A 16,153-nucleotide genomic window follows, 5' to 3' on the forward strand; every position below is an offset into this window, starting at 1 on the left:
GACATGGGGGGTGGTTGGTGGTTCTGAACGACGGAACGGGAGGACGTATGAACGCCGAGGTGGTGCATGCGGAAGGCAAACCCCGGACCCACTGGGAACACTTCACGCGCGACGGGCAGCTCGGGGTGCGGGGCGTGGGCCGCTCCCTGGAGCAGGCCTTCGAGATGGCGGCACTGGGATTGTCCGCGCTGATCACCGACCCCCGGAGCGTGGAGACGCACGAGGAGCTGGAGGTGTCGTGCCAGTCCGTGGATCACGACGAGCTGCTCGCGGACTGGCTGCGCGAGGTGGTGGGCGCCATGGCCAGCCGGCGCCTGCGCTTCCAGTGCTTCGTGGTGCGCCTGGACGGGCTGAACCTCTTCGGCCACGGCTTCGGTGAGCGCGCGGGGGCCGAGCGCCACGGCCTGGATGTCGCGGTGACGGGCGCGTCGTTCACCAGCGTGTCCGTGCGCCAGGGACCGGGCGGCGTGTGGACGGCCGAGGCGCTGGTGGACTTGTAGATGCCGACCCGGGCGGTGACGTTCCCGGGAGGCGGCGGGCGGCTGGAGCTGCCCTCGGGCGCCCCGGCCGCGAGCGCGGTGCTGGTGTCGTGCTTCGCGTGCGTGGGCCACTCGCCCGGGCCGGAGCGGCTGGCGCGCGCGCTGGTGTCGCGGGGCTTCGCGGTGCTGCGGCTGGACTTCACGAGAGGAACGGAAGGCACCAGCGCGGAAGGCCCTCCGGACACGGTGCCGAGCGTGGACACGGTGGTGGCCGCGTCCGCCTGGCTCTCCGAGCGCGCGCCCGTGCCCCGGCTCCTCGTGGGGCACAGCATCGGGGGCACGGCGGTGATGGCCGCGCTGCCCCGGCTGCCGGAGGTCAAGGCCGTGGCGCTGGTGAACGCCCCCGTGGGCGCGGACTCCGTGCGAGCCCTGCTCCCCCCGGGCGAGCGCGACGCGGAGTCAGGGGAGGTCGCCCTGGGCCCCGGCCGGATGCGCCTGCAACGGGACTTCCTGCGGGCCATCGACACGGAGACGGTGGCCCGGGCGCTCGGGGATTTTCCGGGCGCGCTCCTGATGATGCAGGTGCCGGAGGACCGCTACGTGGGGCTGGAGCGCGTGCGCGGGTTGCTGGCGCGTGCCCGGCGGCCCGCGAGCCTGGTGATGTTGGACGGGGCGGATCACTTCCTCTCCCGCCCGGCGGACGCGGCCTACGCGGCGGACGTGCTGGGCCCATGGGCCACGCGGCACGTGGCGCCCCTGCGCGAGCGCGAGGAGCCGCTGCCAGAGGGACAGGTGGAGGTGCGCGGGGCGTCCGAGGGAGGACTCGCCCAGGACATCCGCGTGGGCACGCACCGGCTGCGCGCGGACGAGCCGCAGACGCTCGGGGGGCAGGACTCGGGGCCCTCGCCCTACGGGTTGCTGGCCGCGGCGCTGGGGGCGTGCACGTCGATGACGGTGCGCATGTACGCGGACCAGCACGGCTGGCCGCTCACGGGCGTGCGCGTGCGGCTGAGCCACGACAAGGTGCACGCGACGGATTGCGCGGAGTGCGAGTCGCGGGTGGGGCGCGTGGACCGGCTGGAGCGGCTCGTCCGGCTGGAGGGGCCCCTGACGGACGAACAGCGCTCCCGGCTGCTGCACATCGCGGACCTGTGCCCGGTGCACCGCACGCTCGAATCCAAGGTGGACGTCCTGACGCGATGGGACGATTCATCCACGGAGTGAGTGCTCCGGGGCCAGGGGCTGGTATAGGGAGCGTTCCTTCCCCCTTCGCGATCAGGATTTTCGTACATGGCCCGTGAGACCCGCCTTGTCTGGCTCGACCTGGAGATGACCGGACTGGACCCCGAGTCCTGCGGCATCATCGAGGTGGGCATCATCATCACCGGCCCGGATCTGCGGCCCATCGCGGAGTTCGAGCGGGTCATCTGGCAGCCGGAGGAGATGCTCCAGCGCATGGAGCCCGTCGTGCGCGACATGCACACGAAGAACGGCCTCACGGAGAAGGTGCGCTCCTCGAACGTGTCCCTGCGCGTGGCGGAGCGCGAGGCGACGGCCTTCATCGCGGACCACTGCGAATTGGGCGAGGGCATCCTCGCGGGCAACTCCATCCACACCGACCGGCGCTTCCTCATCAGCCACATGCCCATGTTGGATCGCTACCTGCACTACCGCATGGTGGACGTGACGAGCCTGAAGGTGCTGGTGCGCGCGTGGTACCCGGCGCTGGTGGAGCCCCGCAAGCCGCCCAGCGGGCACACGGCGCTGGCGGACCTGCGCTCCAGCCTCACGGAGCTGCAGTACTACCGGGACATCCTGTTCCGCGCGACGCCGGGCTGAACTCCGAGCTGAACTCCGAGCTGCTCAGACGCGGGCGCCGTCGGCCGGGAGCTGCCGGGCGATGGTGCCCAGCAGGTCTTCCAGCTCGAAGGGCTTGGCGAGGAAGTGGGAGCTGTCGCGGCGCTCCTGCTCGGTGAGGCGGCCCGCGCTCATCACCACCACGGGCAGGTCGCACAGGTCGGGATGGGTGCGGATGCGGCGCAGCAGCTCGCCGCCGTCCATCACCGGCATCATCAGGTCCAGCAGGACGAGGTCGGGCTTCGAGGCCATGAGCCGCTGGAGGCCCTCGTCGCCGTTGTACGCGGTGACGATGTCGTAGCCCTCCAGGGACAGGATGTCCTGGAGCGCCTCCACGATGGCCAGCTCGTCGTCCACGATGAGCAGCTGCTTCATGCGCCCCCGGCCTCCACCTTCTCGCCGCGCCGGCTCACCTCCAGGCAGGAGGCGCAGGGGTGCATCAGGCGGTGAGCGGTAGGGGTGGTCATCTCGCGAAGGCTCCGGCTGCATCTGTCTGGACAAGGTAGGTCGGCTTGGAACTTCGGCCAGGGGCCGGTGTGGGTTTTGTCCAGTGGATGGCGGCACAAGTGCGCTCAGGGGGTGAGCAGGCGTTCCTTGAGGACGTGTTTCTGGACCTTGCCCAGGGCGTTGCGAGGCAGCGCGTCCACGAAGACGACGCGGCGAGGCTTCTTGAAGGCGGCCAGCCGTTCCCGGCACCAGTCGACCAGGGCCTGGGTGAGTGCCTGGGGGTCGTCCGGGGCGCTCCCGGTATGGACGGCGCGGACGATGACGGCGACGACCTGCTCGCCGAAGTCGGGGTCGGGCAGGCCGAGCACGGCGGCCTCGGCGACGGCGGGGTGTCCCGCGAGGACCTCTTCGACCTCGCGGGGGTAGATGTTGAAGCCGCCGCTGATGATGAGCTCGCGGGCGCGGCCGGTGATGCGCAGGAAGCCGTCGGGGTCGTACTCGCCCAGGTCGCCGGTGCGGAACCAGCCGTCGGCGTCGAAGGCCTCGGCGGTGGCGTCGGGGCGGCGCCAGTAGCCGGTGAAGACGTGGGGCCCGCGCACCTCGATTTCGCCCGTCTCGCCGGAAGGCAGGGGCTGGCGCGTGCGCACGTCCACGACGCGGGCCTCCTGGCCGGGGAAGGGCATGCCCACGGTGCCGGGGCGGCGCTCGCCGTCGTAGGGCTGGGTGGTGTTCATCAGCGTCTCCGTCATCCCGTAGCGCTCCAGGATGCGGGCGCCGAAGCGGGCCTGGATGTCCAGGCAGAGCTGGGGGCTCAGCGGCGCGGATCCGGAGACCCACAGGCGCAAGGCGCGGGGCTTCACGCCGGTGCGGCGCGACTCCTCCAGCAGGCGGCCGTACATGGTGGGCACGCCGAAGAAGAGGGTGAGGGACGCGTCGTCGTGGAGGGCCGCGAGCGTCTCACCCGCGGCGAAGCGGCGGCGCAGGTCCACGCTGGCGCCGGTGAACAGGGTGCCATGCAGGCCGACCATGAGGCCGTGGGTGTGGAAGAGCGGGAGGGTGAGGAGGAGGCGGTCCGCGTCGGTCCACCGCCATGCTTCGGTGACGGCGCGCACGTTGGCGAGCAATTGGCGGTGCTGGAGCATGGCGCCCTTGGAGCGGCCGGTGGTGCCGGACGTGTAGCCGAGCACCGCGAGGTCCTCCGCGCCGGGCAGGGGCAGGGCGACGGTGGACGCGGCGCCTTCCGCGAGGACGGTGTCGAAGGGCACGGAGGAGAAGGGAAGCGCCGGGGGTGGAGGCTCCACGGTGATGAGCCATTGCAGGGCGGGGAGCTGATCGCGCAGGGGCGCGAGTTCGGAGGCGCCCGCGGTGCCGGTGACACAGACCTTCACCTCGGCGTCGGAGAGGATGTGGGCCAGCTCCACCTGGCGGTACGCGGTGTTGACGAGCACGGCGACGCAGCCCGCGGCCTGGACACCGAGCCAGGTGACGACGAACGCGTCACTGTTCTCCAGGAAGAGGGCCACGCGGTCCCCGGGGACCAGGCCGCGGGCCTTGAGGCCGCGAGCCAACGTGGTGACGCGCTCCGCGACCTGTCCGCGTGTGAAGGTGGTGTGCTCGAAGGAGAGCAGCGGGCGCGCGGGCGCGTGACGGGCATGGTCGAGGAAGACTTCGAGCAGGGAGGCCGGCATGGTGCGCGCGAGCCTAGCTGGGACCGGATACGATGCGTGCATGTCCGTGCGTCAGCAGGCGATGCGACTGCCGTTGTTGCTCGCGAGCCTGGCCTGTTCGGCACTTCCCGTGCGGGCCCAGGCTGAGACAGGGAGACCTCTTCTTCATCCGCATCGACGAGGACCCCAAGGCTTGTGGTCGCACGCAGCCCGCGCTGGATTCAGGCGCGAGCTACGCCATCCACCGTGACGGCCGGATCCTGCGTCGGCTCATGGACGGCGAAGCCGACGTGACTGCGCATGGCGTGGATGCCGGTGTGAACTCCGCACCTGGAGAACCCGGCGCCACCTCCACGGATTCGCTGGGCGATGGACCCTCGCCGTTCCTGCCATCCGCATGGCAGGACGCGGGTTCTCCGGATCCTGTTCCCACCCGGTGAGCTGACGACGACGGAGCCAAGGCCAGGCGCCCCGCGCGTGGCGAAGTAGCGCCTGCTGGCATTGATGCGTCCGGCACCTCCATGGCGGACAGGTGCAGATGGCCCAAGCGCATCAGGGTCTGCCCCAGGGTGTGCGCGATGCGCTGGGGGACAGCCCCGAGGTTCGCGGCATGCACGAAACTGGCAGAGCTGGGGCGGGCATGTCTGACGCTCCCAAGCACCACGTCCTCCCGGACGAGCATCGGGCATGGTTCGAGCAGCGCGGCTTCAAGGGCGACATGGACATCGACCAGTTCTGCGTGAGGCTGGAGCAGGCCCACCACGAGGCGATTCACGGAGGTGGCAACTGGCGCCTGGGGCGCACGTGGCCCGGCGAGTGGAACCGGATGATCATGGAAGTACTGCGCGAGGCTGAGGTTGAAGCTGGACGCATGTTGACGCGGAATGAAATCTTGAAAGAAGTCGCGAAGCGTATGAAGCGCTACGACATCCCGATCAAGTTCACTGTGGGGCGGAGCCGATGACCGACGGACGTTCATGGCAGGGGAACTGGAAGGCACGCCTGTACGAACGAGTCCGCGCGCGCGGCTACGACTCGCTCACTGCCTTTGCCGATGCGCGCCCGGCTGTCCCGCTGGACGCGCTGGCCGAGGAGTTGGGTCCGGACGACATTGCCGGGGTGCAGGTGTTGAGCGGCTTGCTGTACGAGGCGGAGCAGCGCAAGCAGGTCACGCGCTTTGTTCGCGACGTGCTCGTGCGCGAACTGTCCGAGCGTTTCCCGAATGGCTGGCCGGACGTGCTGGACGACGCAATCCGTGGCGAGGTTGCCATGGCGCTCGGGTCGTGGACTGCCGACACCCCTGATACGCACAAGGAGCGGGTCAGGCAGGCCAGGGCCGCACTTCGCGCGTCGCCTCCTCCTGTTGGCTGGCGCCCGCTCGGTCCCGACGACGAAGTGCTCCGCACACTCCTCCCCGACGAGGAAGCCTGACCGGCAGCCCTTCAAGTCCATCCACCGGGCGGCCGGACCCCGGCCCGACGCTTCCTAGAACACCGACATGCCCAGCGTGATGCTGGTCAGGAACCCGCCGTGCTGGGACAGGTCCAGCGCGGCCCGGGTGAGGAAGTCCTGCTGCCCGCCGTCGCGCACGGTCCAGTTGTCCTCGCGCAGCCGGAAGCCCCAGCCCACGCGCAGGCCCAGGTACATGGGCCCCATCGACTGGCGCAGACCGATGGCCGCCGTTGCTACCGGCGTCATCAGCATGTCCGTGTAGCGGACCTCGCCTCCGTTGATCTCCGTGGTCGCCTCACCGCCCAGGTTGAAGCTCGTGCCCGCCTCCACGAAGGGACTCGTAGGCACCTCGCCAAAGGGATACAGCCGGACCAGCGGGCCCACGCGTACGCCCCATGCGCCCACGCCGCCGCTCACGTTGAGGCCCAGCCACGGCGCCACCCGGTACTCCAGCTCACCTCCGTAGACGCCCGACGGGCTGTTGAAGCCCAACGCCACACCCAGGTCCAGGTTCGTCACGCCACGGCGCGAAGGACGGCGCTGCACCGACTCGAAGCCGTCGCGCCCCATCGAGTCCTGCGCCAGCCCGTCCGTCGTCGGCGCGTCCACCGCCGCGAACTCGGTGCCCGCCGCGCTCCGGGACTCCAGCGCCCCGGACTCCTCCCGTGCCGCGGGCGCCTCCGCGACCACCGCGCGGCCGTTGCCCGTGCCCGTCCCGCCGCCCTCTCCCGTGGCCACCGGCACCTCCTGGCGCGGGACGACCTCCAGCTTCCCGGCCTCCGCGAGCAGCGCCTGCGCCATCGCCACCGAGCCCTTGTCACTCAGGTTGGGATTGGCGAACTCATACGAGAGCGTCTTGGTTCGCGCCGGCTTCTCGGTCGTCTGCAATTGGTAGGTCAGCCGGTACTTCTTCCCCGCGCGCGTCACCTTCGCGGTGAGGGTCAGGTCCGCCGTCCCCTCCGCCTCCGGGTCCACCACCATCTCGGAGGAGCCCGCCTGCCGCAGCGCCTCGTCCAGGCCGTACCGCGTCCGCTCCTCCACCGTGGGAGCGCTCAGCCCGTCCGCGTCCACCTCGCTGCTCACCTGCGTGAGCTTCAGGTGCAGCGGGTCGGCGAGGGACGACAGGGGCAACAGGGTCGCGGCCAGAAGCATGCTGGCACGCACCCGGAGAGCACTGGGGCGCATGAGGAGGTCCTCGGAAGTTGTGTGGGAAATGCAGCGAGCGACCAGACGGCCCGACGCTGTCGCTATTCAACGGCAGCGGACCGTCCGCGGTGTCCGGTCCTGGGACGCGCCTTTTGCGCAAGCGGTCAGCGCGCTCCGGCTCCGGCCCCCGTTCCTCCTGTTTCCGGGCACTTGCCCCGACACAACGCCCTGGCACGCGATTCGCTTTGTCCCTGTCCCGTGGACATCCCGAAGGCACGCGCTCCGCGCCGCAAACCCTATCTCCTGGCCGCTCTGGGCCTGGTCGTGCTCGTGGCCATCACGGTGGGCCTGTCCCGGCTGCGCCCCGCCGCGCCCTCGGTGGACCGCGCGTCGGTGTGGCTGGACACGGTGAAGCGCGGCCCGCTGGTGCGCCAGGTGAAGGGCTCCGGCACGCTCGTCCCGGAATCCATCCGCTGGCTCACCGCCGACACCGCCGGCCGCGTGGAGCGCATCCACGTGCGGCCCGGCGCCACCGTCACCGCGGGCACGCTGCTCATGGAGCTGTCCAACCCGGACGTGCAGCTCCAGGCGCTGGAGGCCGAACGCCAGCTCGCGAGCGCCGAAGGGGAGTTCCTGGAGCTGCGCGAGGTGCTCCAGACGCAGCGGCTGTCCCAGCAGGCCGCCGTCGCCACCCTCACCGCCGAGGTCGCCGACACCGCCCGCCGCGCCCAGGCGAACACCGCGCTGTTCGAGAAGTCCTTCGTCGGCGACCTGGAGACCAAACAGGTCAACGAGAAGGCGGAGGAGGTCCGCCAGCGTCTGGAATTGGAGCGCCAGCGCCTGGACGTCATGTCCCAGAGCCTGCGTCAGCGATTGGCCTCCCAGCAGGAGCAGGTGGAGCGCCTCAAGGCCGTGGCGCGCTTCCGCCGCCAGCAGGTGGAGTCCATGAAGGTGCTCGCGGGCGAGAACGGCGTGCTCCAGGAGCTGCCTTTGGAGCTGGGCCAGTGGGTGACGCCCGGCGTGCTGCTCGCCAAGGTGGTGAAGCCGGAGAAGCTGAAGGCGGAGCTGCGGATCGCGGAGACCCAGGCGCGCGACATCCTGCCGGGCCTCAAGGCCCTGGTGGACACGCGCAACGGCGTCGTCGAAGGCACCGTGGCCCGCGTCGCCCCCGCCGCCAGCCAGGGCACCGTGCAGGTGGAGATCGCCCTGCCGGACGCGCTGCCCAAGGGCGCTCGACCGGACCTCACCGTGGAGGGCACGGTGGAGATTGAGCGGCTGGACAACGTGCTGTCGGTGGGCCGCCCCGCGGGAGCGCAGCCGGACAGCACGCTCGCCCTCTTCCGGCTGATGCCCGGAGGCGATGAAGCGGTGCGCATCCCGGTGAAGCTGGGCCGCGGCTCGGTGAACGCCGTGGAGGTGGTGCAGGGGCTGGCCGAGGGGGATCAGGTGGTGCTGTCGGACATGACCGCGTGGGATGCGGTCGAACGCGTGAGGCTGCGATGATGACGACGATGACGAACGACAGCGAGGCCCGGGCCCCGGGCGTGGTGCCGGGCAAGGCGCTGCTCCAGCTGGAGGGGCTCACCAAGGTGTTCGAGACGGAGGAGGTGGAGACGCACGCGCTGTCCAACATCCACCTCACCATCCGGCAGAACGAGTGGGTGGCCATCGTGGGCCCCTCGGGCTCCGGCAAGTCCACGCTGCTGGCGGTGCTGGGACTGCTCGACACCGCCACGCGCGGCAGCTACCTGCTGGACGGCCGCAGCGTGCTGGAGCTGTCGCCCGCGGACCGGGCCAAGGTGCGCAACCAGCACATCGGCTTCATCTTCCAGAGCTTCAACCTCATCGGCGACCTCACCGTCTTCGAGAACGTGGAGCTGCCGCTCACCTACCGCGGCCTGCCCGCGGCGGACCGCAAGCAGCGCGTGGAGCGGGCCCTGGAGCGCGTGGGCATGGCGCACCGGGCGCGGCACCTGCCCGGGCAGCTCTCTGGCGGTCAGCAGCAGCGCGTCGCCGTGGCGCGCGCCGTGGCGGGAGACCCGCTCATCCTCCTGGCGGACGAGCCCACGGGCAACCTGGACTCGAAGAACGGCGAGTCGGTGATGCAGCTGCTCTCCGACCTGCACAAGGCGGGCTCCACGTTGTGCATGGTGACGCACGACCCGGCGCAGGCGCGCATCGCCACGCGCACGGTGAGCCTCTTCGACGGCCGCGTCGTGCAGGACGAACAGCTTCGCTGAAAGGAAGGGATGCCCATGGACCGCGTGCTCAATGATCTGCGTTATGCGCTGCGCACCCTGCGCAACGCCCCCGGCTTCACGGTGGTGGCGGTGCTGACGCTCGCGTTGGGCATCGGCGCCAACAGCGCCCTGTTCAGCGTGGTGAAGGGCGTGCTCCTGACGCCGCCGCCCTACACGCGCCCGGAGCAGCTGGTGCACCTGGCGCCCGACTTCGCGGCCTTCGGGCTGAAGGCGGTGTCCAGCTCCGTGCCGGAGTACCAGGACTACGTCACGCACACGCGGGCCTTCTCCTCGCTCGCGGCCTTCTACCGGGGCGACGTGACGCTCACCGGCCAGGAGTCCCCCCGGCGCTTCCACGCCATCATGGGCACCGCCTCCTTCCTGCCCACGCTGGGCGTCACCCCGGTGCTGGGCCGGGGCTTCACCGAGGAGGAGGAGACGCCAGGGCGGGACAAGGTCGTCATCCTCACGGACACCGTCTGGCGGTCGGCCTTCGCGAAGGATCCGGACGTGCTGGGCCGCACGCTGCGGCTCGACGGAGTGGCGCACACGGTGGTGGGCGTGCTGCCGCCGGGCGTGGCCTACCCGGAGGACACGGAGCTGTACCTGCCCTTCGCCCCCACGCCGGAGTCGAAGGACGAGGCCCGCCGGGGCAACCGCAACCTCGCGGTGCTGGCGCGGCTCAAGCCCGGCGTGACGCTGGACGCGGCGCGCGCGGACCTGGTGCGCATGGGCGCCGAGCGCCCGCCGGAGCTGGTGCAGGACTACAAGGAAGCCGGCTGGTCCATGAGCGTCACGTCGCTGGAGGAGAGGATGGTGGGCAGCGTGCGCAAGACGCTGTGGCTCCTCTGGGGCGCGGTGGGTTTCGTGCTGCTGGTGGCGTGCTCCAGCGTGGCCAACCTGCTGCTCGCCAGGGCGGTGGCGCGAAGCCGCGAGGTGTCCATCCGCGCGGCGCTGGGCGCGGGGCGCGGGCGGCTGGTCGCGCAGTTCCTAACGGAGAGCGTGGTGCTGTCCGTGGTGGCCGGCGCGGTGGGCCTGCTGCTGGCCTTGTGGGGCACCGACGCGCTGGTGGCGGTGGTGGGGGACGGCCTGCCCCGGGCCCAGGCGGTGCGGCTGGACGTGCCCTCCGTGCTCTTCACCCTGGCGGTGTCGGTGCTCACCGGCGTGCTCTTCGGGCTGGTGCCCGCGCTCCAGACGCGCCACGCGGACCTGCACGCGGCGATGCGCGAGGGGGCGCGCGCCACGGGCAGCCACCGCACGGGCCGGGTGCGCGCGGCGCTGGTGGTGGCGCAGGTGTCGCTCGCGCTGGTGCTGCTGGTGGGTGCGGGCCTGTTCGTGAAGAGCTTCCTCGCGCTTCAGCAACTGGACGCGGGCTTCGACTCCGAAGGCGTGCTCACCGGCCAGCTGGAGCTGCCCCAGGTGGTGTACCCGGACAAGGCCCGGCAGGTGGCCTTCCAGCAGGCGTTGGTGTCGCGGCTCCAGGCCCTGCCCGGCGTGGAGTCCGCGGGGCTCACCAACGTGCTGCCCCTGGGCGGGGAGATGGACCACAGCTTCGACATCGAGGGGCGCACGCGGCAGCCCGGGGAGCAGTGGAAGGCGGTGGAGTTCCGCGCCGTCACCCCCGGCTACCTGCGCGCCCTGCGCGTCACGCCCCAGCAGGGGCGGCTCCTGGAGGACCGGGACGCCCCGGACGCGCCCTGGGCGGTGGTCATCAACCAGTCCTGCGCGAAGCTCTTCTGGCCCAATGGAGACGCCGTGGGCCACCGGATGAAGCTGCACGGCCCGGACAAGCAGTGGGCCACGGTGGTGGGCGTGATGGGCGACGTGCACGAGTGGGGCCTGGACGCGCCGGTGCGCCCCGCCGCGTACTACGCCCTCTCGCAGCTGCCCTTCCCCTCGCTGGGCATCGCGGTGCGGGCGAAGTCGGGGGCCCCGGAGGCGCTGCACACCGCGGTGGAGACGGAGGTGCGCGCGGTGGATGCGGACCTGCCGCTGTTCGACGTCCAGCCCCTCACGCGGCGCATGGCGGACGCGCTGGGCGCGCAGCGGTTGGCGGCCCTGCTGTTGGGCGTGTTCGCGGCGGGCGCGCTGTTGCTCGCGGCGCTGGGCCTGTCGGGCGTCATCGCCTTCTCCGTGGCGCAGCGCACGCGGGAGCTGGGCATCCGCATGGCGCTGGGGGCCGGGCGCGGGGACGTGCTGCGGCTCGTGCTGGGGCAGGGGCTGCGGCTGTCGCTCACGGGCGTGGCGGTGGGGCTCGTGTTGTCGCTGGCGCTGAGCCGGCTCTTGGGGTCGCTCCTGTACGGCGTGTCGGTGGACGACCCGTGGACCTTCGGCGGGGTGGCCCTGCTGCTCACCGGGGTGGCGCTGGGCGCGTCCTGGCTGCCTGCTCGCAGGGCCACGCGCGTGGACCCCATCATCGCGCTCCGGGCCGACTAACGTGTCCTCCGTGTCCGAACCCGCCCCGCCTCCCAGCCCGTCTCCGAGCCTGCCTCCGAGCCCGCGCCTCACCCGCGTCCTCGTCGCCGACGACCAGCCGGACGTGCTGGAGGCGCTGCGGCTGCTGCTCAAGCGTGACGGCTACACGGTGGTGAGCGCCCAGTCCCCGGCGGGCGTGAAGGCCACGCTGGACGCCGAGGACGTGGACCTGGTGCTGATGGACCTGAACTACGCGCGTGACACTACCTCCGGGCGCGAGGGCCTGGACCTGCTCGGCCAGTTGCGCGAGCGGGACGCGCTGCTGCCCGTGGTGGTGATGACCGCGTGGGGCAGCGTGGAGGGCGCGGTGGAGGCGATGCGCGCGGGCGCTCGCGACTACGTGCAGAAGCCCTGGGACAACACGCGCCTGCTGGCCACGCTGCGCACGCAACTGGAGCTGTCCCGCGCCCTGCGCCGGGGCCGGCGGCTGGAGGAGGAGAACCAGCACCTGCGCCGCGAGCAGGGCGGACGCTCCCCGCTGGTGGGCGAATCGCGCGCCATGCAGCCCGTGCACCGGCTCATCGAACGGGTGGCGCCATCCGCCGCGCCGGTGCTCATCACCGGCGAGCACGGCACCGGCAAGGAGGTGGTGGCGCGGCTGCTCCACTCGGCGAGCCCCCGCGCGGACCGGCCCTTCGTCGCGGTGAACTCCGGCGGCCTGTCCGAGGGCGTCTTCGAGAGCGAGCTGTTCGGCCACGTGAAGGGCGCCTTCACCGACGCGAAGACGGACCGCATCGGCTGCTTTGAATTGGCGGACGGCGGCACGCTGTTCCTGGATGAGATTGGCAACATGCCGCTCGCCCAGCAGGCGAAGCTGCTGCGCGTGCTCCAGACGGGCGAGCTGCACCCGGTGGGCTCGTCGCGCACGCGGCGCGTGGACGTGCGGCTGGTCAGCGCCACCAACGTGGACCTGGGCAAGGCGGTGACGGAGGGGAAGTTCCGCGAGGACCTGCTCTACCGGCTCAACACCGTGGAGGTGCAGCTGCCGCCCCTGCGCGAGCGACGCGAGGACATCCCGCTGCTCGCCGCGCACTTCCTCGCCGCGCAGGGCCAGCGCTACGGCCGCCCCGGCATCCACCTGGCGCCGGGCGCGCTGGAGGCGCTGCTCGCCTACGGGTGGCCGGGCAACGTGCGCGAACTGGAGCACGCGGTGGAGCGCTCGCTCCTGATGGCGACGGGGGACCGGGTGGAGGCGGAGGACCTGCTGCTCAAGCGCCCCAGTCAGTCCAGCGGGAGCGCCACGCGTTTGGAGGAGATGACGCTGGAGGAGGTGGAGCGCTACCTCATCGAGCGCTCCCTCACGCGGCAGGACGGCAACGTGAGCGAGGCGGCGAAGGCCCTGGGCCTGTCGCGCAGCGCGCTCTACCGGCGCCTCCAGTACTACGGCATCAAGGGCGCGCGGTGAGTCGGTGGCCCCGCGTGCCCCCCGTCCCGCACGACCTGCGCGTCGTGGGGCTCGCGGTCCTCGCGGGCCTGCCCGCCGTCGTCGTCTCGCTCGCGCTGCTGTGGACGGGGGACTTCAGCGCGAAGGTGCGCTGGACGCTGTCCGCGCTGGTGCTGGGCGTCCACGCCGGCGCCTGTCTGGCATTGCACGAGCGCGTGACAAGGCCCCTGCACACGGTGGCGGGCCTGCTGTCCGCGCTGCGCGAAGGGGACTACTCCGTGCGCGGCCGGGGTGAGCGTCCGGGAGACCCGCTGGGCGAGGTGCTCCTGGAGGTCAACGCGCTGGGGGACACGCTGCGCGAGCAGCGGCTGGGAGCGCTGGAGGCGGGCGCGCTGCTCGGGCAGGTGATGGAGGCCATTGACGTGGCGGTGCTCGCCTTCGACGCCACGGGCACGCTGAAGCTGGTGAACCGCGCGGGCGCCCGGCTCGTGGGCCTGCCGCGCGCGCAGCTCCTGGGCCAGCGGGCCGAAGCGCTGGGCTGCGGTGAGCTCTTGGAAGGCCCCGCGCCGCGCCGGCTGACGCGCGCCTTCGCCCAGGAGGGCGGCCCCTACGAGCTGTGGCGAGGGACGTTCCGCGAGGGCGGCCAGCCGCACCAGCTGGTGGTGCTCACGGACCTGCGTCTGGCATTGCGCGAGGAGGAGCGCGAGGCGTGGCGCCGGCTGGTGCGCGTGCTGAGCCATGAAATCAACAACTCGCTCACGCCCATCCAGTCCATCGCGGACGCGCTCAAGGACCTGGTGGCCCAGGTGCCGCGCCCCGCGGACTGGGAGGAGGACACGCGGCACGGGCTGGGCATCATCGCGCGCAGGGCGGAGTCCCTGGCGCGCTTCATGTCCGCCCACGCGCGGCTGGCGCGCCTGCCGCCGCCCACGCCGGGCACGGTGGAGGTGGAGCCCTGGGTGCGGCGCGTGGTGGCGCTGGAGCCGCGCCGTCCAGTGGCCGTGCGCCCCGGCCCCGCGCTCACGGTGCCCGGGGATGGCGACCAGCTGGAGCAATTGCTCATCAACCTGGTGCGCAACGCCGTGGACGCTGTCCTGTCCAATGAAGGGGGCGCGGGCGGTGTCTGGGTTTCCTGGGCGGTGCACGCGCCCGGCGCGGTGGAGGTCTGGGTGGAGGACGAAGGCCCGGGCCTCGCGGACACCGCGAACCTCTTCGTGCCCTTCTTCACCACCAAGCCCCAGGGCAATGGCATTGGCCTGGCGCTCAGCCGGCAGATCGCCGAAGCCCACGGAGGAAGTCTGCGATTGGAGAACCGCACCGACGGGCGCGGCTGCCGCGCCCGGCTCAGGCTCCCGCTGGACGCTCCGCGCGCGTGAAGCCCGGCTCCGGTGGTTCAGGGTCCGGCGCGACCAGCTGGTAGAGCAGCGCCGTGGCCGCCCAGAAGAACAGCGCGCTGAAGCTCACGTAGACCAGCTTCGTGCCGGGCCATATCTGGAGCGGGTGGTGGAACACCTCCGCCGCGATGAAGCCGCCCAGCCACTGGCCCGTCCAGCACAGCGCGGTGGCCCACAGCACGCGCAGCCAGGACGCCACCCGCAGCGGCCGGAACCAGTACGTGTGCAGGGCCCACAGCACCACCACCGCGCCGCTCCACATCCCCAGGCTGACGATGGAGAACCAGCGGTACGGCGACTCCGGATAGACCCAACCCCAGTCCCCGTTCATCCACCGGAACGCCACGTTCTGCGACAGCTCCAGCAGCCAGAAGCACGGCGCCAGGAAGAGCAGCTGCACCAGCAGGACCCGCCGCACCATCTCCGCCAGGCCCCTGAGGAGCTGCCCGTACGTCCAGGTCAGCCTAATCATTGGTCCCTCCTCGGTTGCGGGTGGGTGCAGTGCTCCACGAGAAGAACGCTGTCCCCTTTTTTTCTTGATTTATTTGATTGCACGGAACTGCCCGGTTGTATCCCACCCAAGCAATCCCAATGGGTTGGATGCCCAGACGCGCGCGGGGCCTACTCGAAGACGGACAGCTCCGCGAGCGAGGAGAGCCCCACGAGCCGCGTGCCCCCTTCGAACGTAAGGGTTTCCACGGACAGCCGGACGAAGCGGACGGGCTCGCCGTCGGCGAGGGGCGCATCGGCGAACACCGGCGTCTGGCTCCCCAGGGCGAAGGGAAGGTCTCCGTAGGGAGAGTCCTCCGGCGTGAGCGAGATGAAATGGGAATACATGAAGTCGAGCGCGTCGTCGGTGTGCCGCTCGACTTCACGCACGACGGTCCGGGTGAGCGGCCGCCACTGCTCGCCGTCCGCGCTGCCCTCCAGCAGGAGCCACTCCTTGCCTTCATAGCCCTGGAGGTAGCCCAGGCCGCGCACCACCGCGTGGCGGGGAAGCCCGGGCCGGGGCAGGGAGAAGACGACGCTGAGCACCTGCGGGGCGTCCACCCGGGCCACGATGTTCACGGGCTCCAGTTGGCCGTCCGTCCAGGGGCAGGTGCCCGGGAAGCGCGCCTCGCATGTCGCGCCGCGGCTCAGGGGGCGCAGGGCCCCGGCGGGCAGGGGCTCGTGCGCGGTGCGCCACTCCATCCGGAAGTCCACGCCGCCAGGCTCTCCGCCCAGGGGGCTGAAGTACCAATAGCCCACGCTGGCGGCGCGCAGCTGCACCCGGGGCGCGGCGAAGTCCTCCAGCACGTAGGGGGACGCGGTCCACGGGGACGTCGCGACCCGCTGTTGCCACAGCAGCGTGTCGCTCGTGGTGAGGAACACCCAGGGCTCCGGGGTCGAAGGGGGGATGGGATGGGCGGTCCCGTCGCTGAAGGCGATCTCCGTGAGCTTCGCCGTCTCCGGTGTCTCCAGCGGCGCGGGCGCGGGCGGGAAGGCCACGGTGGTGCCCTGCGGCCCTGACTCCACCCGCGGGTGGGCGTCCCACGGCTGGAGCGTGGGCAGCTCCACGTCGTCGTCGATGTAGAGCAGGGCGAACGTCCCCCGCCCCGCCTCGTCCAACGGC

14 protein-coding genes and 1 pseudogene are annotated in these 16,153 nt (G+C 71.6%); 10 read left to right on the forward strand and 5 right to left on the reverse strand.

The window, feature by feature from the left end; translation table 11 throughout:
• Nucleotides 1-47 precede the first annotated feature (47 nt).
• The 3 genes from D7V97_RS25290 to orn all read left to right on the forward strand — a co-directional run bounded on the left by D7V97_RS25290 (nt 48) and on the right by orn (nt 2,318).
• Nucleotides 48-500: an archease gene (locus tag D7V97_RS25290; protein WP_120613201.1), complete on the forward strand. Its 453-nt coding sequence runs from the start codon at nt 48-50 to the stop codon at nt 498-500.
• On the forward strand, nt 501-1,703 hold the full coding sequence (locus tag D7V97_RS25295; protein ID WP_120613202.1) for a bifunctional alpha/beta hydrolase/OsmC family protein: 1,203 nt from the start codon (nt 501-503) through the stop codon (nt 1,701-1,703).
• A 66-nt stretch (nt 1,704-1,769) separates the two neighbouring features.
• The gene (gene orn, locus D7V97_RS25300; protein WP_120613203.1) at nt 1,770-2,318 is read left to right on the forward strand and encodes an oligoribonuclease; all 549 of its coding nucleotides are present in this window, start codon (nt 1,770-1,772) and stop codon (nt 2,316-2,318) included.
• A 24-nt stretch (nt 2,319-2,342) separates the two neighbouring features.
• Here the strand turns inward: orn and D7V97_RS25305 are convergent, their stop codons facing one another.
• Entirely contained in the window at nt 2,343-2,711 is a 369-nt protein-coding gene (locus D7V97_RS25305; protein ID WP_120613204.1) for a response regulator, read from the reverse strand.
• Nucleotides 2,712-2,908: 197 nt separating this feature from the next.
• Nucleotides 2,909-4,471 (reverse strand): acyl-CoA synthetase, encoded by a 1,563-nt coding sequence (locus D7V97_RS25310; RefSeq protein WP_120613205.1) that lies wholly within the window; start codon nt 4,469-4,471, stop codon nt 2,909-2,911.
• 502 nt (nt 4,472-4,973) lie between these two features.
• On the opposite strand from D7V97_RS25310, the pseudogene D7V97_RS25315 reads away from it, so the two are divergent.
• Together D7V97_RS25315 and D7V97_RS25320 are read left to right on the forward strand one after the other, a co-directional pair.
• Nucleotides 4,974-5,414: pseudogene (locus D7V97_RS25315) on the forward strand (DUF2380 domain-containing protein); the annotation flags it as partial.
• Nucleotides 5,411-5,881: an NUDIX hydrolase gene (locus D7V97_RS25320; RefSeq protein WP_120613206.1), complete on the forward strand. Its 471-nt coding sequence runs from the start codon at nt 5,411-5,413 to the stop codon at nt 5,879-5,881. The pseudogene D7V97_RS25315 and the gene D7V97_RS25320, both read left to right, overlap by 4 nt.
• Nucleotides 5,882-5,935: 54 nt before the next feature.
• Here D7V97_RS25320 and D7V97_RS25325 read toward each other — a convergent pair whose 3' ends face one another.
• Nucleotides 5,936-7,054 carry a hypothetical protein gene (locus D7V97_RS25325; RefSeq protein WP_120613207.1) on the reverse strand — a complete coding sequence of 373 codons (1,119 nt, stop codon included), beginning with the start codon at nt 7,052-7,054 and terminating at the stop codon, nt 5,936-5,938.
• Nucleotides 7,055-7,306: 252 nt separating this feature from the next.
• Here D7V97_RS25325 and D7V97_RS25330 point away from each other — a divergent pair, with 252 nt between their 5' ends.
• From D7V97_RS25330 to D7V97_RS25350, 5 genes are read left to right on the forward strand one after another with little or no spacing between them, the layout of a single operon-like run.
• Nucleotides 7,307-8,551 (forward strand): HlyD family secretion protein, encoded by a 1,245-nt coding sequence (locus tag D7V97_RS25330; RefSeq protein ID WP_120613208.1) that lies wholly within the window; start codon nt 7,307-7,309, stop codon nt 8,549-8,551.
• A complete protein-coding gene (locus D7V97_RS25335; RefSeq protein ID WP_120613209.1) occupies nt 8,551-9,288 on the forward strand; it encodes an ABC transporter ATP-binding protein in 738 nt (245 codons plus the stop codon). Before D7V97_RS25330 ends, D7V97_RS25335 begins: the two co-directional genes overlap by 1 nt.
• Nucleotides 9,289-9,303: 15 nt before the next feature.
• A complete protein-coding gene (locus tag D7V97_RS25340; protein ID WP_120613212.1) occupies nt 9,304-11,724 on the forward strand; it encodes an ABC transporter permease in 2,421 nt (806 codons plus the stop codon).
• Between the two features lie 49 nt (nt 11,725-11,773).
• A complete protein-coding gene (locus tag D7V97_RS25345) occupies nt 11,774-13,168 on the forward strand; it encodes a sigma-54 dependent transcriptional regulator (RefSeq protein WP_120613213.1) in 1,395 nt (464 codons plus the stop codon).
• A 14-nt stretch (nt 13,169-13,182) separates the two neighbouring features.
• Complete coding sequence (locus D7V97_RS25350; RefSeq protein ID WP_120613210.1) at nt 13,183-14,523, forward strand: PAS domain-containing sensor histidine kinase; 1,341 nt, start codon at nt 13,183-13,185, stop codon at nt 14,521-14,523.
• On the opposite strand, the gene D7V97_RS25355 is transcribed toward D7V97_RS25350, so the two are convergent.
• Both D7V97_RS25355 and D7V97_RS44795 read right to left on the reverse strand, forming a co-directional pair.
• Nucleotides 14,492-15,013 carry a hypothetical protein gene (locus tag D7V97_RS25355; protein ID WP_233583188.1) on the reverse strand — a complete coding sequence of 174 codons (522 nt, stop codon included), beginning with the start codon at nt 15,011-15,013 and terminating at the stop codon, nt 14,492-14,494. The genes D7V97_RS25350 and D7V97_RS25355 overlap by 32 nt on opposite strands.
• A 149-nt stretch (nt 15,014-15,162) precedes the next feature.
• The coding region (locus D7V97_RS44795) for a hypothetical protein (protein WP_158623454.1) at nt 15,163-16,153 on the reverse strand (991 nt) is incomplete at its 5' end.

It is taken from the genome of Corallococcus sp. CA053C (assembly GCF_003611675.1).
In the GTDB taxonomy this organism is placed as follows: Bacteria; Myxococcota; Myxococcia; order Myxococcales; family Myxococcaceae; genus Corallococcus.

What these genes read in the sequence shown, in the direction of transcription:
- D7V97_RS25355 (WP_233583188.1), bottom strand. Translation starts at nt 15,013, where the DNA reads ATGATTAGGCTGACCTGGACGTACGGGCAGCTCCTCAGGGGCCTGGCG.
- D7V97_RS25295 (WP_120613202.1), top strand. Translation starts at nt 501, where the DNA reads ATGCCGACCCGGGCGGTGACGTTCCCGGGAGGCGGCGGGCGGCTGGAG.
- D7V97_RS25325 (WP_120613207.1), bottom strand. Translation starts at nt 7,054, where the DNA reads ATGCTTCTGGCCGCGACCCTGTTGCCCCTGTCGTCCCTCGCCGACCCG.
- orn (WP_120613203.1), top strand. Translation starts at nt 1,770, where the DNA reads ATGGCCCGTGAGACCCGCCTTGTCTGGCTCGACCTGGAGATGACCGGA.
- D7V97_RS25305 (WP_120613204.1), bottom strand. Translation starts at nt 2,711, where the DNA reads ATGAAGCAGCTGCTCATCGTGGACGACGAGCTGGCCATCGTGGAGGCG.
- D7V97_RS25290 (WP_120613201.1), top strand. Translation starts at nt 48, where the DNA reads ATGAACGCCGAGGTGGTGCATGCGGAAGGCAAACCCCGGACCCACTGG.
- D7V97_RS25340 (WP_120613212.1), top strand. Translation starts at nt 9,304, where the DNA reads ATGGACCGCGTGCTCAATGATCTGCGTTATGCGCTGCGCACCCTGCGC.
- D7V97_RS25335 (WP_120613209.1), top strand. Translation starts at nt 8,551, where the DNA reads ATGACGACGATGACGAACGACAGCGAGGCCCGGGCCCCGGGCGTGGTG.
- D7V97_RS25310 (WP_120613205.1), bottom strand. Translation starts at nt 4,471, where the DNA reads ATGCCGGCCTCCCTGCTCGAAGTCTTCCTCGACCATGCCCGTCACGCG.
- D7V97_RS25320 (WP_120613206.1), top strand. Translation starts at nt 5,411, where the DNA reads ATGACCGACGGACGTTCATGGCAGGGGAACTGGAAGGCACGCCTGTAC.